Raw genomic sequence first — 22,121 nt, 5'->3', positions numbered from 1 at the left:
CAGTATCTGGCAACCATCGACTTAACCTTTAGAGGGAAGCTCTATGCGCATTGACGCGATTTCCATCGGCAAGAACCCGCCGGAAGATGTCAACGTAATCGTTGAGGTGCCCGTCGGCGGCCACCCGATCAAGTACGAGATGGACAAGGAAGCCGGTACGCTCGTTGTCGATCGCTTCCTCTATACGCCGATGACCTATCCGGGCAATTACGGCTTCGTGCCGCACACGCTTTCCGAAGACGGCGATCCGATCGACGTCCTGATCGCCAGCACGCGTCCGCTTGTTCCGGGCTGCGTCATCAACGTGCGCCCGATCGGCGTTCTGAAGATGGAAGACAATTCCGGCAAGGATGAGAAGATCATTGCCGTGCCGTCGCCGAAGCTGACGCTGCGCTACGAGAAGGTAAAGGACTTTACCGACCTTCCGGAGATCACGCTGAAGCAGATCGAGCACTTTTTCGAGCACTACAAGGATCTCGAGCCCGGCAAGTGGGTGAAGATCTTCGGCTGGGGTGATTCCAAGGAAGCCGGCGCCCTGATCCTCGAGGCGATCGAACGCGCCAAGAAGGAAAAGGCGTAATCAACTCTCCACGAGAGCACTCAATTTCCTGATCAAATCCTCCGGCTCGCCATCGATCCGGAGGATTTTTTTGCGCGACGTATCGCCGGAGGCGATCCTGACGGATGACTTTGCGACACCAAGCGACTTGGCCACCAGCGCGACCAGTGCCTTGTTCGCCTTGCCCTTCTCGGGAACGGCCGTCACTCTGACTTTGAGGTGGGACTTCCCCTCGGCGTCTATTTCCACGCCGTCAATTGCGTCGCGTCCGCCATTGGGGGTCAGACGAACTGCGAGAGACATGTGATCGTTGAACGCAGCCCAGGGCTGGCTCATGCCACCAGCGGGAAGATCGAATTCCACATCAGCGAACGCACAAAGAAAATGATCAGCAGCAGGATGATCGGCGAGATGTCGATGCCGCCGAGGTTCGGCAGCACGCGGCGGATCGGCCGCAGCAGCGGTTCGGTCACGTTGTAGAGGAACATGCCGACCGAATTGACGAACTGGTTGCTGGAGTTGATCACGTTGAACGCATACAGCCAGGAAAAGATAGCGCTGGCGATCAGCACCCAAGTGTAGAGATTCAACGCCAAATCAATGGTTTGAAAAAGCGCAAGCATTGCCGTCTCCAGTTCGTTGTTGACAGACATGTAGACATTGGCGACTAAACGAGCAAGTGCTGTCTCGAAACGCATTGTAAATCATGTTTAACAGCGGCGTCGCGCGTTGGCGTCTGGCCTGTTGTCTTGGAAAGCCTTCATGTCCTTTTCGCCAACCGGAGATCGTTTTGCCGCGTTCCGGCATTCGTCCTACACCCGGTTCTTCTTCGCACGGTTTCTGCTGTCTTTTTCGCAACAGATCGTCAGTGTCGCCGTCGGCTGGCAGATGTATGACCAGACCGGCAGCGCGATCTATCTCGGCCTGATTGGCCTCGTGCAATTTCTGCCGTCGCTGGTCCTGATTCTTGTCACCGGATCCGTCGCTGACCGACACAATCGACGTGCGATCGCCGCCATTTGCTCGCTCGTCAGCGCGTTGTGTACGCTGGCGCTGCTATTGATGACGATAGCCGGCACGTTCTCGCCGTTGCCTGTGTTTGCCGTTCTGCTGGTTTTCGGCATCGAGCGCGCCTTCATGTCGCCGGCAGTGCAATCGCTGGCCCCGAACCTTGTGCCGCCGCAGGATCTGTCGAATGCCATCGCCTGGAATTCGTCTTCGTGGCAGCTCGCGGCGATCACGGGGCCGGTTCTCGGCGGGCTCCTCTATGGCATCAGCCCTCATACGGCTTACACCGTCGCTGTCGTCTTCGCTGCCCTTGGCGCAGCGCTGCTCTATATGATCCCCAAACCGCCGCAGAAGACGACTGGCGAAGCCAAGAGCTGGGATATGATCCTCGGCGGCTTCCGCTTCATTCGCGCCGAAAAAGTCGTGCTCGGCGCCATATCGCTCGACCTCTTTGCAGTGCTGCTCGGCGGCGCGACGGCACTGATGCCGATTTTCGCGCGCGATATCCTGACACTCGGCCCTTGGGGGCTTGGCCTCCTGCGCTCGGCGCCCGGGGTTGGCGCGATCGCCATGGCGATTTTTCTCGCTGCCTATCCGCTGAGGCACAGTGCCGGCATTGCCATGTTCATCGGCGTCGCCCTGTTCGGCATCGGCACTGTCGTCTTTGGGTTTTCGACCAGTACGGAACTGTCGATTGCAGCGCTGGCCATCATGGGGGCGGCCGATATGATTTCCGTCTACGTGCGGGAGAGCCTGATTGCGCTCTGGACGCCGGACGAACTGCGCGGCCGGGTCAATGCCGTCAACATGGTCTTCGTGGGTGCCTCCAACGAACTCGGCGAATTCCGAGCAGGCACAATGGCTTCGATTTTCGGCGCCGTCCCCGCTGTTGTGATCGGTGGCGTTGGAACACTTGCCGTGGCGGCAATTTGGGCAACGAGCTTTCCGAAGCTGCGCAAGATCGACACGCTTGATGCGCCGGAGCGGCGAGGGCAAGTGTGACGGCCTTCAGGTCGAGACGATGAGCTCTGCTTCGATTTCGACCGGAAAGTTTAGCGGCAGCCCGGCAACGCCGATCGCGGATCGGGAGTGACTGCCCACCTCCGGTCCGAACACCTCGATGATCAGCTCGGTGAAGCCATTGATTACGGCGGGCGGATTGGCAAAGCGCGGCGCGCAATTCACCATACCGAACACGCGGCACCAGCCGGAAATACGATCAAGGCTGCCCAACTCCCGCTTCAGGCTGCCCAACATCGAAAGAGCTACTTTCCGAGCGGATGCCTTAGCCTCCTCAATGGAGATGTTTTCGCCAACGGCTCCGAACGGACCGGCGGGCGTACCATCGGTATTCTGCGGACCATGGCCTGAGACGAACGCGCGATTGCCGCGCACGTTCACCCACGGAAACGGAAGGACCATGTTGGAAGGCAGTTTCAGGGGCTGTGGTAGAACCAATCCCATCGCGGCAAGTCTCTGCTCGTAGTTAGCCATGGAATTCCTCCGGAGATAGCTTGCTGGTCATTGCTCGGGCACGGAGATTTCCAAGATCTGATCCTGGATCGGAAGGCATTGTTGCTGGTGAATATCGCCAGACTGGATTCTAGCACGACGCGGTGCGGGGCGCACGCTGCTAAGCGGGAAGGGCGGCCTTGGATGTCGCGACGGACTTGGTCGCCTTGCCTTCGAAAACGATGTCAAGGAACTCGTTCAGCCATGCTTTCAGCGGCGCGTCGAAGAGCATTCGTCCTTCCAGATGTTCACGACCCTGCTGTGCGTTCGGAAGAATGAAGCGATGGGCGCCGTGAACCACCCAGCGGTGCATCATGGCGCGCGTCAGCTCTGCGTGGAACTGCAGACCCCAGGCATGGCCGCCGTAGCGAAAGGCCTGATTGGGATAGGTGTCTCCCTCCGCCAGCAGCTCCGCGCCGTGCGGCAGGTCGAATCCTTCGCGGTGAAAGTGATAAACCATCCTCGGCCAGTGCATCAGCCGTCGGCCTTTCTCGGTGGGGCGTAGCGGATACCAACCGATCTCGGTGGAGCCATCGGCGTTCGCCTGAACCTTGCCGCCGAGTTGCCTGACCAGCATCTGTGCGCCAAGGCAGATGCCGAGCAGCGGGCGCTTCTCCCTCAGCGGCACATCGAGCCAGTTGATCTCCGTCTTGACGAAATCATCCGTATCGTTGGCGCTCATTGGTCCACCGAAGACAACGGCTCCTGTGTGCCCGGCAAGCGTGGAGGGAAGCTTGTCGCCGAGAGCCGGGCGCCGGATATCGAGCCGATACCCCTTCTCGACCAGCAGCTGACCAACCCGGCCAGGGCTCGAGCGTTCCTGATGCAGAACAATCAGAACCGGAGGTTGGATGTGCTCGGGTAAGCGGTCAGTCGGCATCGTCCTGTACCACCTCGGTATCCGTGACCCGTCGTGCTGCCTCCTGCCGCTTCTGGATCCGCTCACGCGCGGAAACGCCGAGAAGTTCGGCGATCCGCCAGATCGCGTCATCCTCCATTTCGCTGCGCTCGCCATCGGCATAGACAATGTCCCAGAGGACTCCGATTAGTTCGAGCCGCTGTTCCGTGTTGAGGTGGCGCTTGAGATCCGAGGTGAAGCGGTAGTAGTCGACGGCATCGCTCTCTGCCTCCTGACCGGCGGCCATCAGCGCATCGAGCTGCTTGCGGTCTAGCCCATACTGGTCTTTCAGCAGCTTGCGAAGTCGCTTCGTCTCACTGTCCTTGACCTGACCGTCGGCCTCCATGACCTGCATGCAGAGCGCGGCCACAGCGATGCGCGGATCATCGGGGGCGAAGCCTTTCTTTGCATTGTCGGAAGTCAGATTCTGAAAGAATTCCTGGAAGCGTTCGAACATTTAGGTCCTGTTTGTCTAGAAAAGGCGAAGCCGTGTCTTGGGTTCTGGCTCCGCCGCTGGATTGCGAACGCCGGGATCGTCCGGCAGGCCACCAAAGAAGGGGCGCGGTTCGGGTGAAGTTGCAGCTTCTGCCGCCTGCTTGCTTGGTGCCGGCGGTTTCGGAGATGGACGCGCCGCCTCGGCTATCGTGGCAGCCCGCTCGAGTTCGATGATACGGTGATCGCTGGCCAGGCTTTCGGAGCGAGCTTCGCGCACAGGCGGCAGCGTTTTCAGCGCGCTGTCGATGGAGATCGTCGTGCTTTCATCGACCGCTTTGTCCACATGGTCGAAAGGCGCCTTCCAGACAAAGGCATCCAGTCGACCCGTGACGGGTGAGAGTGGTAGCCATTTGTCGGAAACAAAGCCATCCGCCACCCACGCCGGATCGCGCGGCGCCTTAAGGGCCTGCGCAAGCCAATGGCGAATACGACCCTGATCGCCGGTTTCAGCCTCCTCGATATCCGCGAGCAGCAGGAAGGCGGCTTCGCGTGGCTCGATGCGGGCAGCGGCTTCCGCCTTGGCGCGGGCTTTGGCAAAGTCCTGGGTGTCAAGAGCGGTCTGCGCCACGAGAAGCAAGGATTCGACGTTGTTTGGCCGCATCCCCTCCAGGCGCTCGGCGCGCTTCAGGCGGTCAGCGGCAGAGTCGCCGCTGCGGGCGCGAACATAGGTGCGGCCGATGTCCGGGTGCGGCGCGGACTTCCACGCCTGCTCGAGGATGGACGCCGCCTTGCGCAGCTTGTCTTCGCGGAACAGAGCCTTCGCGGCGATAATTGCGGCAGGCTCGAAGTCGGCGGCGAGCTTGAGCGCATGCGTGGCGTCGTCGCGCGCGCCCGCTGGATCGTTTTCTAGTTTTTCGGTGGCGCGGGCGGTCAACAGCACGGCGCGAAGCCGGTCAGCCTCGGCCCTTTCGATGACGCGGCCTGCCTTTTGCTGCTCCAGCAGCCGCATCGCATCATCCCAGCGGCCTGCCTGGCTGCGATACTCGAGCGTTGCCTGGGCAGCCCAAGGCAAGTAGGGCGCGTTGTCGGCAGCCTTTTCCGCATACTGGCGCGCTGCCTCATTGGCGCCGAGCCGCTTGGCTTCCAGATACAGTCCGCGCAGCCCGAGTTCGCGGGTCTCGGGATCGTTGGTCATCGCTTCGAACTTGGCGCGGGCTTCGTCGTGGCGACCCTCGATCAGCGCTGCCTGTGCCTCGAGGAGAGCGATCAGCGGCTCCTGATCGGCGCGAATCAGACCGCGGGAGCGTGCGGCCATCTTGCGCGCCATCAGCGCATTGCCGGCACCCGCGGCTATCAGGCCTGTTGATAGTGCCTGATAGCCGCGATCGCGCTTGCGGGCACGAAAATACCGGGTGACGGAATAGGGCGACATCCAGAGCGTTCGCAGCAACCACCACAGGACCATCACGGCCGCAATGAGTGCGATCAGGGCGCTTGCCGCAACGATCAGCCGGGTCTGGTAGAGCTGTCCTTCCCAGATCAGCGAAAGATCGCCCGGGCGATCGGCCAGCCAGGAAAATCCGTAGCCGAGTGCCAGGACGAGGAGGGCAAATATGACGAGCCTGACCATGCCTCAGCCCTCCTTGCCGGCGTTGGAAACGGCCTTGGACAAGGCGCTGCCCACCAGATCTTCGACACGGATGCGAGCTTCCAGCGATTGTTTGAAGGCGGCGGATGCCTGTTTCGCCTGTGCCGGCAGATTGGCCCATTCGGATGCGGCGCCCTGCAGGTCGCCGTTCTTCACCTTGTCCTCCATGCGTGCGGCGATCGCCTCTACGCTCTCGCCCTCGATATTGCCGACGGGACGAACCTTCACCAACGATTTGGCACTCGCCATCAATCGGTCGGACCAACTCTGGTTGGAGTCGGCCTGATTGACGGAATCGACGATAGCCGTTGCGACGTCCGGTACCTGGCGGACCAGCTCGGCACGCGAGGGAACGCCGGTCTCCGCGAAATTGCGCAGATCTGTGGTAGCGGGATCATCAGGGGAGACGGCGGCAAACGTGTCGAGTTCGGCAACGAACGGCCCGCCGCGATCGATCGCCGCCTTCAGCGCGGCGGCCGCGATCGCCTTGGCGACGGCGACATCCTGCCGCGGTTCATTGAGCTTCTTTTCCGCTTCAGCCAGACGTTGCTCCATTTCGGCGCTGTCGGAGGTTTTTTGTTCCGATGCCTGAGTGACGGTGCCACGCAATTGGTCAATCTGGCCGGTCAAGTCGACAATTTTCTGATTGAGAGCATCGACTGCCGGCGTGTCGGTGGCAGCAGCGGGCGGGTTCTTGGCGGTCGCTTCCAATGCCGCAATGCGCTGCTCCAGCGCACTGTTATCTGATGTGGAGGGGGCGGCGGCGAGATTGGCGACCGATTGCTTCAGCCCGTCGATTTCGGCGGAGAGATTGGTGACATCGGTAGATGGTACAGCGGGAGCGGACGGGCTGGGCAGGTAGCCGGCATATTGAATGGCCCCGGCGCCGACCAATGCTATCAGACCACCAACAATACCGGCGGCGACCAAGGACGACGTGCTGCCCCGCTGCGAGGCGGGCGGCGCCGGGGGAACCGGCTCATTAGCCACGGGCTCAGCAGCTGTTGGCGCTTCATGAGGCGGCGGCTCATTGGGCGTTTCGGCCTGCGCTGCGGGTTCATCTGAGGGGCTCGCGTCCGGTTCATCGGTCGGCTCCTCGGCTTTCGTTTCGGCATCCTTGGCAGAAGCAAATTCCTGCGCGTCCAGATCGATAGTGACCGGCTCTTCGGTGCTCTTCGAGTGGCGAGGCGGATTTCCTGGTGCCATGAGATCCTCATATTTATGCAATGCAACGAAAGTAGTCAGTGATGCCAGTCAAGGAAAGAGGTTAGATAAAATTTGGGCGAGCAAGCGTTCAAAGGAGCGACAAAAGGCTGCGCTCTTCCGGCATCCTCGCAATGCTTGTGGCGCTCTGCAGCGGCGCGGGGACTGCCTCTGCTACGGATTTGCTGAGGCAGAGAAAGCGCATTCCAGCTAGCCCGTCGGGACTCATATGCGCCTTGATCGTGCGGAAGAAGTCTTCGGCTGTCTGGCGCGAGTAGAAGAGGATCGCATCCGGCCGTTGGGGTGCAAAGATCGTTTGCAGCGTCTGCGGTGCGATCCGTGTCGGCTCCATCCGGTAACATTCCGCGACAGTGATCTCCAGGCCGATTTCGCGCGCTCGCTTCTCGAAGGTCCCGGCTCTTGGTAGGCCCGCCAGATAGAGAACGGGGCCGTTTGCCCTTTCTCCGATTGTCTCGGCGAGCTCGTTGCCGCTGCCGCCGGATGCCGTGACTGAAACGAAACCGATCGCCCGCGCTTCCTCGGCCGTCGCATCCCCGACTGCAAAAACCGGCCGCGTAAGGTGCACCGCGATCTCGGCGCTACGCGTTGCGAGCGCCCTGATCGTTTCCGCACTGGTCATCGCAATGCTGCCTTCGGTCGTCTCCAGGTAATGCAACGCCGCATCGCCATCGTGAACCGGCTGCGACAGGGGCAGCAATATCGGTTCGTGTCCCAGCTCGCGAAGACGCTTGGCGGTGCGCTCGCCCGAATGCTGAGGACGGGTCACGAGCACGCGCATCGGGACATCAACTCCAGTCATCGAAGAAGCTGCTGCCGGCGCGTGCGCGGATTTCCTGCCCGGCCCGCGTGCCCAATGCAGCAGCATCGCGCCGGTGGCCATCGACGCTGACGGCATGCTGATTGCGACCGTCCGGCGTGATGATCAAGCCGGAGAAGCGGACTTGATCGCCTTCACAGATGGCATAGCCGCCGATCGGCGTGCGGCACGAGCCGTCCAAGGCGGCCAGAAACGCTCTCTCGCAGGAAACCGCATCGAAGGTTGCCGCATCATTGATGGGTCCAAGCAGGTCATCGATGCGGGCGTCGCCGATCCGGCTTTCGATGCAGATCGCCCCCTGTGCCGGCGCGGGCGGAAAGGTTTCCACGGCGAGGATATCTGTTATCACGTCGACCTTGCCGAGGCGCTTCAATCCGGCAAGCGCAAGCAGCGTCGCATCGACCTGGCCCTCCTGCAGCTTTCGCAACCGTGTATCGACAAGTCCACGAAAGGTAATAACGTTGATGTCGGGGCGCAGGCGACGGATCAACGCCTGTCGGCGAAGCGACGAAGAGCCGACGGTCGCGCCGTGGGGTAGGTCGATCAGTTTCGGCGCCGTGCGTCCGATCACCGCGTCGCGGACATCTTCGCGGGGCAGGTAGGTGGAAAGACAGAGCCCTTCGGGAAGCCGCGTCGGCATGTCCTTGGCGGAATGCACGGCGATGTCGAGGTCGCCGCTCGCAAGCTGCTGCTCCAGCTCTTCCGTGAAGAGGCCCTTGCCGCCGATCTCGGCCAGCGAGCGGTCGGTGATGCGATCGCCTTTGGTGCTCAGCACAACGATTTCGAACATCTCTTCCGGCAGCCCATGCGCCGCCATCAGCCTGTCACGTGCTTCGTGAGCCTGGGCGAGCGCCAGCGGGCTGCCTCGAGTGCCGATCCGGAAAGGTTTTGTTTGCATCCGCATTGATCCGTTGTTACCGGAGTTCCTCGTAAACAGGTTTAAGACCCATCGCAATCAACGATCAGGTTTCATGGCGCCCTTTCTACGCATCCTCGGCATCGAAACAAGCTGCGACGAAACCGCGGCGGCAGTGGTCGAGCGAGCTCTTGACGGGCAGCCGACGGTGCGTTCGGACGTCGTCTTGAGCCAACTCGAGGAGCACAGCGCCTATGGCGGCGTCGTGCCGGAGATCGCCGCGCGCGCCCATGTCGAAGCCCTCGATACGCTGATCGACGAAGCCTTGAAACGTGCCAATGTGTCGCTCTCGGATATCGATGCCATCGCGGCAACCTCGGGGCCCGGCCTCATCGGCGGTCTGCTCGTCGGCCTCATGACCGGAAAGGCGATCGCCAAAGCATCCGGAAAACCGCTCTATGCCGTCAACCATCTCGAGGGGCATGCATTGACGGCGCGGCTGACGGACGGGCTTGCCTTTCCTTATCTGATGCTGCTCGTTTCGGGCGGCCATACCCAGCTTATTCTTGTCCGCGGTGTCGGGCAATATGAACGCTGGGGCACGACGATCGACGACGCGCTCGGCGAAGCCTTCGACAAGACGGCGAAACTGCTGAGCCTGCCTTATCCCGGCGGTCCGGCGGTCGAGCGCGCGGCCAAGAGTGGTAACCCGGATCGCTTCAATTTTCCGCGACCTTTGGTGGGAGAGGCCAAGCTCAATTTCTCGTTTTCCGGTCTGAAGACGGCGGTGCGCCAGGCGGCGACAGAAATCGCGCCGTTGACGGAGCAGGATGTCGCCGACATCTGCGCCTCATTCCAGAAGGCGATCTCGCGGACGCTGAAGGATCGCATCGGCCGTGGGTTGGAACGCTTCAAGGCTGAATTCTCAGATGTCGACGGCGGGCCGGCCCTCGTGGTTGCTGGCGGGGTCGCTGCCAATCTGGAGGTTCGCAGTACCCTGCAGTCGCTTTGCGGCAAGCATGGCTTTCGTTTCGTCGCGCCGCCGCTGCGGCTGTGCACCGATAACGCCGTGATGATTGCCTGGGCTGGCTTGGAGCGGATGGCGACAGGCGTCGAACCGGATGATCTCGATGTGCAGCCGCGCTCGCGCTGGCCGCTCGATTCCAACGCCGAGACATTGCTTGGCTTCGGCAAGCGGGGAGCGAAAGCATGAGCGAGAAGATTGCCGTCATCGGAGCCGGTGCTTTTGGAACCGCACTTGCCGCGGTAATCGCCCTGACGGATCGCAACGCGGTGACACTCGTCGGTCGGGATCCTGAATTGATCGCGGACCTGAAGGCCGAGCGTTTGCACGATGCGGTCTTGCCGGGCATCGCGTTGCCGGAGTCCCTTGCCTTTTCCGCCGAACCAGATGCGATCGGCGATGCCGACATGGTGCTCTTCGCGATGCCTTCACAGGCGCAGGCGGATGCGGCGAGGCAGTACCGGCCCTATCTCGGAAGCGATGCCATCGTTGTCACCTGTGCCAAGGGCATCGAGAGGGCAACAGGCAATCTGCTGACTGACGTGCTGGAGCGCGAAATACCGGGTCACGCGATCGCTGTCCTGTCTGGACCCGGCTTTGCGGCCGATATCGCGAAAGGATTGCCGACGGCCATGGCGATCGCGGCAGCGGATATGGACGTTGCCGAAAGGCTGGCCCATGCCATTTCCGGACGGACGTTCCGGCTTTATGCATCGTCTGACCGGATCGGCGTGCAGCTCGGCGGAGCGCTGAAGAACGTCCTGGCGATCGCCTGTGGTATCGTCGAGGGAGCCGGCATTGGCGACTCGGCGCGCGCGGCACTGATTGCACGCGGGCTTGCCGAAATGTCCCGTTTCGTCGTTGCCAAAGGCGGGCAGGCGGATACGGTGCGCGGGTTGTCCGGCCTCGGCGATCTGGTGCTGACAGCGACCAGCCATCAATCGCGTAACCTACGCTTCGGCATCGCGCTCGGTCGCGGCGAGAGCGTCGATCCCGCCCACGGCGAGCTCGTTGAAGGCGCCTTTGCGGCCGCTGTTGCATCGCGTCTGGCGCAGTCGCTGAATGTCAGCATGCCGATCACCGATGCCGTTTCCGCTATCATCGAAGGCAAGCTCGGTATTGCCGAAGCCATCGATCAGCTCATGACGCGTCCAATTACGACTGAATAGGAGTTCCGATATGCTTTTTGCTTTCCTCTGCACGGATAAGCCCGATCACCTCAATGTGCGCATGGAGGCACGGCCCGCCCACGTGGAACATCTCAACAAGCTCAATGCTGAAGGCGTTTTGAAGATGGCTGGACCGTTTCTCGACGGCGAGGGCAAGCCCTGCGGCAGCCTCGTTATCATTCATGCCGACACAATCGAAGCGGCCAAGGCCCTGGCGGACAGCGATCCCTACGCAAAGGCCGGACTTTTCGAGAGCGTCGACATCAAGCCCTTCAACTGGGTCTTCAATAATCCGGAGGCATGAGCGTGGCGCACTGGCTTTACAAATCCGAACCTGCTTCCTGGTCCTGGGAGCAGCAAAAGGCGGCCGGCGAGAAGGGCACCGAATGGACCGGTGTCCGCAACTATCTCGCCCGCAACAACATGCGGGCGATGCAGCTGGGTGACAAGGGCTTCTTCTATCACTCCAACGAAGGTCTCGAGATCGTCGGTATCGTCGAAGTCTGCGCTCTGTCTCATCCGGACTCGACGGCAAAAGGCGACGACCGCTGGGATTGCGTGGATATTCGCGCTGTCTGCGATATCCCCAAGCCGGTCTCGCTCAAAGACATCAAGGCCAACGAGAAGTTCGCCAAGATGTCGCTCGTCACCTCCATGCGGCTTTCGGTCCAGCCGGTGACGGATGAGGAGTATCTGGAGATCTGCCGGCTGGGTGGTCTCGACAATCCGCCGCGTTGAGCCGCCTTTGAGAACCGATTCCGAGATCTTCATCCGCGCCAATACCAGCCCGATGACGCCGCCGCATGTGCCGGAAATTCGACTGCACCTGGCAGACGAGGCGCATGAGTTGTGGCTGAAGACCGAAGAGGAGCTTGCGGAAATCGGCTTGCCACCGCCCTTCTGGGCGTTTGCCTGGGCGGGCGGTCAGGGACTGGCGCGCTACATACTCGACCATCCTGATATCGTTGCCGGCAAGCGCGTTCTCGACTTCGCCACAGGTTCCGGCCTGGTGGCGATTGCAGCAAAGATGGCGGGCGCGGCCAAGGTCGTTGCCGCCGACATCGATCCGTGGACCGAAACCGCCGTGCGGCTGAACGCCGGCCTGAACGCGGTCGAGGTCGATTTCACTGCTGCTGATCTGATCGGCGGCAAGGTCGAGGCCGACATTCTGCTCGCCGGTGATGTCTTCTATGACAGCGGCTTTGCCACCGCGATCGTTCCGTGGTTCGAAGCTCTCAGCCGCCAAGGCATTACGGTCCTCGTCGGCGATCCGGGTCGCAGCTATCTTCCCAAGGACCGCCTGGATTTCTGCGCAGTCTATCAGGTGCCGGTTACACGAGCGCTTGAGGATAGCGAGGTGAAGAAAACAACTGTCTGGCGTTTCACGGTCTGATAACGCAGACGCCTGCCTCGTAAGAGCAGCTGCTGCTTTTCGCCGTGACGTTGATGACCTTGGCCATTGGTGCGAGGGTCGTGGTTTGCGTTTTCGCTGGAAAGCCGTAGCCGCTGCCGACCGCATAAGTTCCGCCGTCGTTGTCATACACGTAGGACGATCCGGCATAGGTGCCGCTTGCGTTTCCGCCGCCCAGCTGTGGCGCAACGAGGACGATGACGTTGCGTCCACCGTAGCCGCCATAACCTCCGCCATAGCCGCGATAACCATTGTAGCCACCATTCGGCCATGAAGCGCGCTTGATCAGAGGCGTTCGGCCGTGGCGATAGCCGAACCGACCATATCCATCTGAGAAACGGATGCGTCCATCGTTCCATCCACGAAAGGGTCGGCCGACGATGGTGGGCGCATGATGCCTGATGAATCCCTTTCCACCGTGGCGAGAGAACGAATTCTTGCCGAAATCGCCCGCCGAGGTCGGTAGCGCGATCAAAGCAGCGGCGACAAGTGAAACGAGCGTGGAGATAGTCTTCAGCATCACGCGGATCTCCGAAAATGAAATGGTTAACAAAGCGTTAACAGCAAAATGCGCCAAAAGTCGTCGGTTGTCCAGAAGACGTCGCGGCATGCCGCTTGCGTCGAGCACCGGCCGGGTCGTCAAGCACAGTTCGCGCCACCCAGAGACGCAAATCGATTAAATTAAATTGGGGGTGCAATTATACTTGTCGTTAGGGGCTTCCGTGATTAAACGTCGCCATTGATGCGACGCACACAAACAAATTTGTCATTCGTGTGGTTGCCTTGAATGCTCCGAAATCCGGGAGCGCAGAGAAGACGCCGCGAGGTTCTGATGGCGAATGTCACAAATAACCGGCCCCTGTCGCCGCATTTGCAAATTTACAAACCAAACCCCACGATGGTTATGTCGATCGTCCACCGTATCACTGGTGGCGCACTTTATGTCGGCACGCTGCTGGTCGCCTGGTGGCTGATCGCGGCCGCAACCGGTCAAGCCTACTATGAGTGGGTGAACTGGATCCTCAGCAGCATCGTCGGCAAGCTTGTGCTGCTCGGCTATACCTGGGCACTGCTGCACCACATGGTCGGCGGCTTGCGCCACTTCGTCTGGGATCTCGGCTACGGCTTCGATAAAGAAGTCTCGACCAAGATGGCTCAGGCTTCGATCGTCATATCGCTCTGTCTGACCGTGGTGGTCTGGGTGATCGGCTTCCTCATTCGCTTCTGAAGGTTGTTCTCATGGATATGCGCACCCCTCTGGGTAAGGTTCGCGGCCTTGGCTCGGCCAAGGAAGGAACCGATCATTTCTGGCGCCAGCGCGTCACGGCGGTCGCCAATGTGCCGCTCTTCCTCTTCTTCATCATTTTCATGATCGTTCACGCAGGCGAGCCTTACGCAGACGTGGTTCACGCCTTGTCGAACCCGCTTGTTGCGGTCGTCATGGGTCTGATGGTCGTCTCCGGCACCATTCATATGCGGCTCGGCATGCAGGTGATCATCGAGGATTACGTACATGGCGAATTCGCCAAGATCGGCCTGCTGATGTTGAACACCTTCTTTTCGATCCTGATGGCGGGGCTCTGTCTCTTCGCCATTCTGAAAATTGCATTCGTAGGATAACCGTATCATGGCACCGACTTCACCCGCCCAGAATGGCAAGGCCTACAAATATGTCGATCACTCCTATGACGTGATCGTCGTCGGCGCCGGTGGCGCCGGGCTTCGCGCCACGCTCGGCATGGCCGAACAGGGTTTCCGCACGGCCTGCATCACCAAGGTATTTCCGACCCGCTCGCACACGGTCGCGGCCCAGGGCGGCATCGCCGCCTCGCTGCAGAACATGACGCCTGACAGCTGGCAGTGGCACCTCTACGACACCGTCAAGGGCTCCGACTGGCTCGGCGACGTGGACGCCATGCAGTATCTGACCATGGAAGCGCCGAAGGCGGTCTATGAGCTGGAGCACTACGGCGTTCCGTTCTCGCGCAACGAGGAAGGCAAGATCTACCAGCGGCCGTTCGGCGGCCACATGCAGAACTTCGGTGAAGGCCCGCCGGTGCAGCGCACCTGTGCCGTTGCCGACCGTACCGGCCACGCCATCCTGCACACGCTCTACGGCCAGTCGCTGCGCAACAACGCCGAATTCTTCATCGAGTATTTCGCGCTCGACCTGATCATGTCGGAAGACGGCAGCCGCTGCACCGGCGTCGTTGCCTGGTGCCTTGACGACGGCACGATCCATCGCTTCGCCGCCAAGATGGTGGTGCTGGCGACCGGCGGTTACGGCCGCGCCTATTTCTCGGCAACCTCCGCCCATACCTGCACCGGCGACGGCGGCGGCATGGTGGCACGCGCCGGCCTGCCGCTGCAGGACATGGAATTCGTGCAGTTCCACCCGACCGGCATCTATGGTTCGGGCTGTCTGATCACCGAAGGCGCACGCGGCGAAGGCGGCTACCTCGTCAACTCCGAGGGCGAACGCTTCATGGAACGCTATGCGCCTTCAGCCAAGGACCTTGCCTCGCGTGACGTCGTTTCGCGTTGCATGACGCTGGAAATCCGCGAAGGCCGCGGCGTCGGCAAAGCCAAGGACCACATTTTCCTGCATCTCGACCATCTTGACCCAGCCGTTCTGCATGAGCGCCTGCCGGGGATTTCCGAGAGCGCCAAGATCTTTGCCGGCGTCGATGTAACGCGCGAGCCGATCCCGGTCCTGCCGACGGTCCACTACAATATGGGCGGCATTCCAACCAACTATTGGGGCGAAGTGCTGAACGCCGACAGCGCCAATCCGGAACGCATCATCCCCGGCCTGATGGCCGTCGGTGAAGCCGGTTGCGCTTCGGTGCACGGCGCCAACCGCCTTGGCTCCAACTCGCTGATCGACCTCGTGGTCTTCGGCCGCGCTGCCGCGATCCGCGCCGGCGAGGTCATTGATCGTGCGGCCCCGATCCCGCATCTCAACGTCGCCGCCTGCGACAAGATCATGGATCGCTTCGACGGCCTGCGTCACGCCAGCGGCGGCACGCCGACGGCGGTGCTGCGCGAGAAGATGCAGCGCGCCATGCAGGAAGACGCTGCCGTGTTCCGCACGCAGGAATCGCTGGAATCCGGCTGTAAGCGCATCTCGGCCATCTGGCAGGAAATGCGTGACATTAAGGTCACTGACCGCTCGATGATCTGGAATTCCGACCTCGTCGAGACGCTCGAGCTACAGAACCTGATGGCCAATGCCATTACGACGATCTATGGCGCCGAGGCACGCAAGGAGAGCCGCGGCTCGCATGCGCGCGAAGATTACACCGAAGGCGCATTTGCCGGCCGCGACGACGTCAACTGGCGCAAGCATACGCTTTCCTGGGTCAACGACGCCGGCGACGTCAAGCTCGACTACCGCCCGGTTCACACCGAGCTCATCGCAGAGGGCATCGATCCCAAGAAGATCGCTCCCAAGGCTCGCGTGTACTAAGAGGAACTGGACATGGTCGAATTAGCTCTTCCCAAGAACTCCCAGATGCGCGAAGGCAAGGTGTGGCCGAAGCCGGCGGGTGCGAAGAACACCCGCGAATTCCGCGTCTACCGCTGGAGCCCGGATGACGGGCAGAACCCGTCGATCGACACCTTCTACATTGATGTCGACGATTGCGGGCCGATGGTGCTCGACGGTCTGCTCTACATCAAGAACAAGATCGACCCGACGTTGACGCTGCGCCGTTCCTGTCGTGAAGGCATTTGCGGTTCCTGCGCGATGAACATCGACGGCACGAATACGCTGGCCTGCACCAAAGGTCTCGACGACATCAAGGGTGCGGTGAAGATCTATCCGCTGCCGCATCTGCCCGTGGTCAAGGACCTCGTTCCTGATCTCACCAACTTCTACGCCCAGCATCGTTCGATCGAGCCGTGGCTGAAGACGGTTTCGCCGACGCCGGCGAAAGAGTGGAAGCAGAGCCACGAGGATCGCCAGAAGCTCGACGGTCTCTACGAGTGCATCCTCTGCGCCTGCTGCTCGACCTCCTGTCCGAGCTACTGGTGGAATGGCGACCGTTATCTCGGTCCGGCCGTCCTGTTGCAGGCCTATCGCTGGCTCATCGATTCCCGCGACGAGGCGACTGGCGAGCGCCTCGACAATCTCGAGGATCCGTTCCGGCTCTATCGCTGCCACACGATCATGAACTGCGCGCAGACCTGCCCGAAGGGTCTCAACCCGGCCAAGGCGATCGCCGAGATCAAGAAGATGATGGTCGAGCGCCGCGTCTGATTGACCCAGCAAGAGGGCCGCAGATGCGGCCCTTTTCTTTATCCGATCACAAAGCCTTGATTTGCTCGAAATTGCGCCAAATTTGTCTCGGGTTTAGGGCGTTGCTCCCACATCGACACAATTTCTCCTCGCGCTGGCTTGATTCAATACAGCCTTTCAAGATAATTCCGCCGTGATTGCGCGGCAACTTCAGGACAATACTGGAAAAATCAGGAGTATCATGATGCAGTTCAGACATATGGCGACAGGTCTCGTGGTTATTCTGTCGTTAGCTGGCTGCCAGCGCACCGCATACAATGATGCAAGCTATTCTGCCCCGGCGCCGCTCACGGCGCAGCCGGTTCCGTCGGTTCAGGGCGGGCAGCTTCCGCCGCCTTCCGGCTCTTCCCAGTTCCCTGCTGCTCCGTCGACCACGGCGCCTGTCGCCGGCGGCCAGCCCGGCGCGATGGCTGCGAATGCGATGGATGTCACAAAGGAATCGATGGTCGGCAGCTGGCGCGTCAACGGGTCCTGCGACATGTTCCTGACGTTGACCAATCTTGGCAGCGGCTCGCGCGGCGGTACGCGCGGCTGCGTCGGAGAGCTGACGGCGATGGGCTCTTGGGAAGTCTCGGGCAAGCAGGTTCTCTTGAAGGACCGCAGCGGCAACCAGATCGGCAGTGTCTACAAGACCGCCGACAACGCCTTCAGCGGCCAGACCAATACCGGGCAGCCGATCAGCCTCAGCCGTTAAAAGATCAGGCGGCGAAGGCCGCCGATCCTGCATAGGCGGACCTCCTTTATGCAACCCATGCCAGACTATTCCCTGAGCGTCAGCGAACAGTTGAAGTCGCTGACGGCTTCGGGCGCGCTTCAAATCGATTCAGCCCAGATGCATGTGGCGAAATGTCTGGACCGGGTTCTGTCGGCGCTGAAGCAGAGGCGGCCGGCGGCAAAGGCGAGCGCTCTCGGCTGGTTGTTCGCCAACAAGAAGAAGCCGTCGGAATCCGTCAAGGGGCTCTACATTCACGGCAGCGTCGGCCGCGGCAAGACGATGCTGATGGATATGTTTTTCGCGATGGCACCCTGCGCGAAGAAGCGGCGCGCGCATTTCCATGAATTCATGACCGACGCGCACAACCGCATTGCGGCGCACCGCCTGAAGCTGAAGCAAGGCGAGACGAAGCAAGCCGATCCCATTCCGGTCGTCGCCGCCGCTCTCTATGACGAAGCCGAACTGCTTTGCTTCGATGAGTTTACCGTGACGGACATTGCCGATGCGATGATCCTGTCGCGGCTTTTCTCCGAACTTTTCCGGCGCGGATGCCTGCTGGTCGCGACCTCGAATGTCGAGCCCGACAATCTCTATAAGGACGGCCTCAATCGAAGCCTGTTCCTGCCCTTCGTCGACCTTCTGAAGCAGAACGTCGAGATCGTGACCCTGGACTCGCCTACCGATTACCGGATGGAGAAGCTCGACAGTCAGCCGGTCTACCTGACGCCCATCGACGAGCGCACGGACATGGCGATGGAAGCGTCTTGGACGCAGGCACTGCATGGGCGAAAGGCGCAACCGCTCGAAATTCCGATGAAAGGGCGCTCGATCCACGTTCCCCTCGCGGTCGATCGCATCGCGCGCTTCTCCTTTGCCGACCTTTGCGAAAAACCGCTCGGTCCGGCTGACTTTCTCGCGATTTCCGAGCGTTTCGATGCGATCTTCCTCGAACACGTGCCATTGCTGGGGCCCGACAAACGGAATCAGATCAAGCGCTTCATCATCTTGATCGATACGCTTTACGATCATGCGGTGCGGCTCTATGTCTCCGCAGCAGCGATGCCTGAAAGTTTGATGACACAAGCGCGTGGTACCGAGGGCTTTGAATTCGACCGCACTGTCTCGCGTCTTTTCGAAATGCGCAGCGCCGAGTATCTCGCATTGCACCATGAGCGACGGGCTGCCGAGTAAGCTTTGGTGACAATTTATATTACGTTTACGTAAGAATTTTATGATCTAAACGATTGAAATTCCTCGCTCAAAAATAATCGTTTGCCATTTTTTGGCTTTGGGGCTATGCGATGGCGGCATTGGGCGATGCCCCCTCCGCGCGTCGCCTGACGAATTTTGATCGCAAAGGAAACAGCGAAATGGCGCGTAACAAGATCGCACTCATTGGTTCTGGCATGATTGGTGGCACGCTGGCGCATCTCGCCGGCCTGAAGGAACTGGGTGACATCGTTCTCTTCGATATCGCCGACGGCATTCCTCAGGGTAAGGGCCTCGACATTGCTCAGTCCTCTCCGGTCGAGGGCTTCGACGCCAACCTGACGGGCGCCAGCGACTACTCCGCGATCGAAGGCGCGGACGTCTGCATCGTCACCGCCGGCGTCGCCCGCAAGCCGGGCATGAGCCGCGACGATCTTCTCGGCATCAACCTCAAGGTCATGGAACAGGTCGGCGCCGGCATCAAGAAGTACGCCCCGAACGCTTTCGTTATCTGCATCACCAACCCGCTCGACGCGATGGTCTGGGCGCTGCAGAAGTTCTCCGGCCTCCCGGCCAACAAGGTCGTCGGCATGGCCGGCGTGCTCGACAGCTCGCGCTTCCGCCTGTTCCTCTCCCAGGAATTCAACGTTTCCGTCCAGGACGTCACGGCATTCGTTCTAGGCGGCCACGGCGACACCATGGTACCGCTCGCTCGTTACTCCACGGTCGCAGGTATTCCGCTGACCGACCTTGTCACGATGGGTTGGGTCACCAAGGAGCGTTTGGAAGAAATCATCCAGCGCACCCGCGATGGCGGAGCCGAAATCGTCGGCCTGCTGAAGACTGGCTCGGCCTACTACGCGCCGGCTGCTTCCGCGATCGAAATGGCTGAATCCTACCTCAAGGACAAGAAGCGCGTCCTGCCTTGCGCGGCTCAGCTGACCGGCCAGTACGGCGTCAAGGACATGTATGTCGGCGTTCCCACGGTCATTGGTGCCGGCGGTGTCGAGCGCATCATCGAGATCGACCTGAACAAGGCCGAGAAGGAAGCCTTCGACAAGTCTGTCGGCGCTGTCGCCGGCCTATGCGAAGCCTGCATCAACATCGCGCCTGCGCTCAAGTAATAGACCACGCGCTGACGTCATCCAAACAGGAATAGACCCATGAATATTCATGAATATCAGGCCAAGGCCCTGCTGAAGGGCTATGGCGCGCCGGTCGCGCAAGGCGTGGCGATCCTCAAGGTCGAGGAGGCCGAAGCTGCCGCCAAGTCGCTCCCCGGCCCGCTTTACGTGGTCAAGAGCCAGATTCACGCCGGCGGCCGCGGTAAGGGCAAGTTCAAGGAACTCGGCCCTGACGCGAAGGGCGGCGTTCGTCTCGCCAAGTCGATCGACGAAGTCGTTGCCCACGCCAAGGAAATGCTCGGCAATACGCTGGTGACGGCGCAGACAGGTGAAGCTGGCAAGCAGGTCAACCGCCTCTACATCGAAGACGGCGCCGACATCGCTCGCGAGCTCTATTGCTCGCTGCTGGTCGATCGTTCGGTGGGCCGCGTTGCCTTCGTCGTCTCGACGGAAGGCGGCATGGACATCGAGGCCGTCGCTCACGACACGCCTGAAAAGATCCACACGATTGCGATCGATCCGGAAGCCGGTGTCACGGCTGCCGATGTTGCTGCGATCTCCAAGGCGCTGCAGCTCGACGGCGCCGCCGCCGAAGACGCAAAGGCGCTGTTCCCGGCGCTCTACAAGGCGTTCGGCGAAAAGGACATGGCTCTGCTTGAAGTCAACCCGCTGATCGTCATGAAGGACGGCCACCTGCGCGTTCTCGACGCCAAGATGTCGTTCGACGGCAATGCGCTGTTCCGCCATGACGACGTCAAGGCGCTGCGCGACGAGACCGAAGAAGACGCCAAGGAAATCGAGGCCTCGAAGTGGGACCTCGCCTATGTCGCCCTCGATGGCAATATCGGCTGCATGGTCAACGGCGCCGGTCTTGCGATGGCGACGATGGACATCATCAAGCTCTATGGCAAGGAGCCGGCGAACTTCTGCGACGTCGGCGGTGGCGCCGGCAAGGAGAAGGTCGCTGCGGCCTTCAAGATCATTACCGCCGACCCGAAGGTCGAGGGCATCCTCGTTAACATCTTCGGCGGCATCATGCGCTGTGACGTCATCGCCGAAGGTGTTGTCGCGGCTGTTCAGGAAGTCGGTCTTAAGGTTCCGCTCGTCGTCCGCCTCGAAGGCACCAATGTCGAGCTTGGCAAGAAGATCCTCAACGAGTCAGGCCTGGCGATCACCGCGGCCGACGACCTTGACGATGCGGCGAAGAAGATCGTCGCGGCGATCAAAGCCTAATCTGGAAGGACCGGAAAGAATGTCTATTCTCGTCAACAAAGACACGAAGGTTCTCGTTCAGGGCCTGACCGGCAAGACCGGCACCTTCCATACCGAACAGGCGCTCGCCTACTACGGCACCAAGATGGTCGGCGGTATTCATCCGAAAAAGGGCGGCGAATCGTGGTCGTCGGGCGTCGATGGCACCTCGCTGCCGATCTTCGCGACCGTTGCCGAAGCCAAGGAAAAGACTGGCGCCGACGCGACCGTGATCTACGTTCCGCCGGCAGGCGCCGCCGACGCGATCATCGAGGCGATCGAAGCCGAGATCCCGTTCATCACCTGCATCACCGAAGGCATCCCTGTCATGGACATGGTCCGCGTCAAGGCTCGCCTCGACCGATCCAAGTCGCGACTGCTTGGGCCCAACTGCCCGGGCATCCTGACGCCGGAAGAATGCAAGATCGGCATCATGCCGGGCTCGATCTTCCGCAAGGGTTCGGTCGGTATCGTTTCCCGCTCGGGCACGCTGACCTACGAAGCGGTGTTCCAAACCTCGAACGAAGGCCTCGGCCAGACGACGGCCGTCGGCATCGGCGGCGATCCGGTCAAGGGCACCGAGTTCATCGACGTCCTGGAAATGTTCCTCGCAGACGAAGCCACCCAGTCGATCATCATGATCGGCGAAATCGGCGGCTCGGCTGAAGAAGACGCGGCACAGTTCCTGATCGACGAAGCCAAGAAGGGCCGCAAAAAGCCGATGGCCGGTTTCATCGCTGGCCGTACGGCTCCCAAGGGCCGTACAATGGGCCACGCCGGTGCTGTCGTGTCCGGTGGCAAGGGCGATGCGGAATCGAAGATCGCGGCCATGGAATCGGCCGGGATCAAGGTATCGCCGTCCCCGGCTCGTCTCGGTAAGACGCTGGTTGAAGTCGTAAAGGGCTAATCCAATCTATAACCCGGGCAGCGGTTGTTACTGTCTGCCCGGATCTCGACTTCG

26 protein-coding genes are annotated in these 22,121 nt (G+C 60.9%); 16 read left to right on the top strand and 10 right to left on the bottom strand.

What is annotated here, in order from left to right; all coding sequences use genetic code 11:
- Positions 1-43 precede the first annotated feature (43 nt).
- Positions 44-580, top strand: a complete 537-nt coding sequence (gene ppa / locus K9B32_RS11050; protein WP_007794234.1) for an inorganic diphosphatase — start codon at positions 44-46, stop codon at positions 578-580.
- On the opposite strand, the gene K9B32_RS11045 is transcribed toward ppa, so the two are convergent.
- Both K9B32_RS11045 and K9B32_RS11040 read right to left on the bottom strand, forming a co-directional pair.
- Entirely contained in the window at positions 581-895 is a 315-nt protein-coding gene (locus K9B32_RS11045; RefSeq protein ID WP_224561917.1) for a DUF167 domain-containing protein, read from the bottom strand.
- On the bottom strand, positions 892-1,182 hold the full coding sequence (locus K9B32_RS11040; RefSeq protein WP_016556606.1) for a YggT family protein: 291 nt from the start codon (positions 1,180-1,182) through the stop codon (positions 892-894). Before K9B32_RS11040 ends, K9B32_RS11045 begins: the two co-directional genes overlap by 4 nt.
- A 139-nt stretch (positions 1,183-1,321) precedes the next feature.
- On the opposite strand from K9B32_RS11040, the gene K9B32_RS11035 reads away from it, so the two are divergent.
- Complete coding sequence (locus tag K9B32_RS11035) at positions 1,322-2,569, top strand: MFS transporter (RefSeq protein ID WP_224561916.1); 1,248 nt, start codon at positions 1,322-1,324, stop codon at positions 2,567-2,569.
- A gap of 6 nt (positions 2,570-2,575) precedes the next feature.
- Here K9B32_RS11035 and K9B32_RS11030 read toward each other — a convergent pair whose 3' ends face one another.
- From K9B32_RS11030 to hemC, 7 genes are all read right to left on the bottom strand, one after another.
- Positions 2,576-3,061, bottom strand: coding sequence for a RidA family protein (locus tag K9B32_RS11030; protein ID WP_007794225.1), 486 nt, complete (start codon positions 3,059-3,061; stop codon positions 2,576-2,578).
- 139 nt (positions 3,062-3,200) lie between these two features.
- Positions 3,201-3,959 carry a glutamine amidotransferase gene (locus K9B32_RS11025; protein ID WP_224561915.1) on the bottom strand — a complete coding sequence of 253 codons (759 nt, stop codon included), beginning with the start codon at positions 3,957-3,959 and terminating at the stop codon, positions 3,201-3,203.
- The gene (locus K9B32_RS11020; RefSeq protein WP_007794220.1) at positions 3,949-4,434 is read right to left on the bottom strand and encodes a TerB family tellurite resistance protein; all 486 of its coding nucleotides are present in this window, start codon (positions 4,432-4,434) and stop codon (positions 3,949-3,951) included. The genes K9B32_RS11025 and K9B32_RS11020 overlap by 11 nt, the downstream gene beginning before the upstream one ends.
- Before the next feature lie 15 nt (positions 4,435-4,449).
- The gene (locus tag K9B32_RS11015) at positions 4,450-6,042 is read right to left on the bottom strand and encodes a heme biosynthesis protein HemY (protein ID WP_224561914.1); all 1,593 of its coding nucleotides are present in this window, start codon (positions 6,040-6,042) and stop codon (positions 4,450-4,452) included.
- 3 nt (positions 6,043-6,045) lie between these two features.
- Positions 6,046-7,266 carry a COG4223 family protein gene (locus K9B32_RS11010; RefSeq protein ID WP_224561913.1) on the bottom strand — a complete coding sequence of 407 codons (1,221 nt, stop codon included), beginning with the start codon at positions 7,264-7,266 and terminating at the stop codon, positions 6,046-6,048.
- Between the two features lie 88 nt (positions 7,267-7,354).
- Positions 7,355-8,062 carry a uroporphyrinogen-III synthase gene (locus tag K9B32_RS11005; protein ID WP_224562258.1) on the bottom strand — a complete coding sequence of 236 codons (708 nt, stop codon included), beginning with the start codon at positions 8,060-8,062 and terminating at the stop codon, positions 7,355-7,357.
- 7 nt (positions 8,063-8,069) lie between these two features.
- A complete protein-coding gene (gene hemC / locus K9B32_RS11000; protein WP_224561912.1) occupies positions 8,070-8,999 on the bottom strand; it encodes a hydroxymethylbilane synthase in 930 nt (309 codons plus the stop codon).
- A 73-nt stretch (positions 9,000-9,072) separates the two neighbouring features.
- Between hemC and tsaD the strand changes: the two genes are divergently transcribed.
- Genes tsaD through K9B32_RS10975 form a run of 5 tightly spaced genes read left to right on the top strand, consistent with a single transcriptional unit; the run spans position 9,073 to position 12,543 of the window.
- Positions 9,073-10,170, top strand: a complete 1,098-nt coding sequence (tsaD, locus tag K9B32_RS10995) for a tRNA (adenosine(37)-N6)-threonylcarbamoyltransferase complex transferase subunit TsaD (protein WP_224561911.1) — start codon at positions 9,073-9,075, stop codon at positions 10,168-10,170.
- Complete coding sequence (locus K9B32_RS10990) at positions 10,167-11,150, top strand: NAD(P)H-dependent glycerol-3-phosphate dehydrogenase (RefSeq protein WP_224561910.1); 984 nt, start codon at positions 10,167-10,169, stop codon at positions 11,148-11,150. Before tsaD ends, K9B32_RS10990 begins: the two co-directional genes overlap by 4 nt.
- A gap of 10 nt (positions 11,151-11,160) precedes the next feature.
- Positions 11,161-11,454 carry a YciI-like protein gene (locus K9B32_RS10985; protein WP_224561909.1) on the top strand — a complete coding sequence of 98 codons (294 nt, stop codon included), beginning with the start codon at positions 11,161-11,163 and terminating at the stop codon, positions 11,452-11,454.
- Positions 11,455-11,456: 2 nt separating this feature from the next.
- Positions 11,457-11,888, top strand: a complete 432-nt coding sequence (locus K9B32_RS10980) for an EVE domain-containing protein (RefSeq protein WP_007794193.1) — start codon at positions 11,457-11,459, stop codon at positions 11,886-11,888.
- Positions 11,889-11,895: 7 nt separating this feature from the next.
- Complete coding sequence (locus K9B32_RS10975) at positions 11,896-12,543, top strand: class I SAM-dependent methyltransferase (RefSeq protein ID WP_224561908.1); 648 nt, start codon at positions 11,896-11,898, stop codon at positions 12,541-12,543.
- Here K9B32_RS10975 and K9B32_RS10970 read toward each other — a convergent pair.
- Positions 12,533-13,081, bottom strand: a complete 549-nt coding sequence (locus tag K9B32_RS10970) for a hypothetical protein (protein ID WP_224561907.1) — start codon at positions 13,079-13,081, stop codon at positions 12,533-12,535. The genes K9B32_RS10975 and K9B32_RS10970 overlap by 11 nt on opposite strands.
- A 312-nt stretch (positions 13,082-13,393) precedes the next feature.
- Between K9B32_RS10970 and sdhC the strand changes: the two genes are divergently transcribed.
- The 9 genes from sdhC (at position 13,394) to sucD (ending at position 22,067) form a co-directional block, all read left to right on the top strand.
- Positions 13,394-13,789: a succinate dehydrogenase, cytochrome b556 subunit gene (gene sdhC, locus K9B32_RS10965; protein ID WP_224561906.1), complete on the top strand. Its 396-nt coding sequence runs from the start codon at positions 13,394-13,396 to the stop codon at positions 13,787-13,789.
- Between the two features lie 11 nt (positions 13,790-13,800).
- The gene (gene sdhD, locus K9B32_RS10960) at positions 13,801-14,181 is read left to right on the top strand and encodes a succinate dehydrogenase, hydrophobic membrane anchor protein (protein WP_224561905.1); all 381 of its coding nucleotides are present in this window, start codon (positions 13,801-13,803) and stop codon (positions 14,179-14,181) included.
- A gap of 7 nt (positions 14,182-14,188) precedes the next feature.
- Positions 14,189-16,030, top strand: coding sequence for a succinate dehydrogenase flavoprotein subunit (gene sdhA / locus K9B32_RS10955; RefSeq protein ID WP_224561904.1), 1,842 nt, complete (start codon positions 14,189-14,191; stop codon positions 16,028-16,030).
- Positions 16,031-16,042: 12 nt separating this feature from the next.
- Positions 16,043-16,822, top strand: coding sequence for a succinate dehydrogenase iron-sulfur subunit (locus K9B32_RS10950; RefSeq protein WP_164567863.1), 780 nt, complete (start codon positions 16,043-16,045; stop codon positions 16,820-16,822).
- A gap of 223 nt (positions 16,823-17,045) precedes the next feature.
- Positions 17,046-17,555, top strand: a complete 510-nt coding sequence (locus K9B32_RS10945) for a protease inhibitor Inh/omp19 family protein (RefSeq protein WP_224561903.1) — start codon at positions 17,046-17,048, stop codon at positions 17,553-17,555.
- A gap of 48 nt (positions 17,556-17,603) precedes the next feature.
- The gene (zapE, locus tag K9B32_RS10940) at positions 17,604-18,767 is read left to right on the top strand and encodes a cell division protein ZapE (RefSeq protein ID WP_224561902.1); all 1,164 of its coding nucleotides are present in this window, start codon (positions 17,604-17,606) and stop codon (positions 18,765-18,767) included.
- 179 nt (positions 18,768-18,946) lie between these two features.
- A complete protein-coding gene (mdh, locus tag K9B32_RS10935) occupies positions 18,947-19,909 on the top strand; it encodes a malate dehydrogenase (protein ID WP_224561901.1) in 963 nt (320 codons plus the stop codon).
- 39 nt (positions 19,910-19,948) lie between these two features.
- Positions 19,949-21,142, top strand: a complete 1,194-nt coding sequence (sucC, locus tag K9B32_RS10930; RefSeq protein ID WP_007796991.1) for an ADP-forming succinate--CoA ligase subunit beta — start codon at positions 19,949-19,951, stop codon at positions 21,140-21,142.
- 19 nt (positions 21,143-21,161) lie between these two features.
- Positions 21,162-22,067 carry a succinate--CoA ligase subunit alpha gene (gene sucD / locus K9B32_RS10925; RefSeq protein ID WP_224561900.1) on the top strand — a complete coding sequence of 302 codons (906 nt, stop codon included), beginning with the start codon at positions 21,162-21,164 and terminating at the stop codon, positions 22,065-22,067.
- Positions 22,068-22,121 lie beyond the last annotated feature (54 nt).

The sequence above is a fragment of the Rhizobium sp. 3T7 genome, assembly GCF_020166565.1.
Classification (GTDB): Bacteria; Pseudomonadota; Alphaproteobacteria; order Rhizobiales; family Rhizobiaceae; genus Rhizobium.
This window is presented reverse-complemented; position numbering and strand designations above follow the sequence as displayed.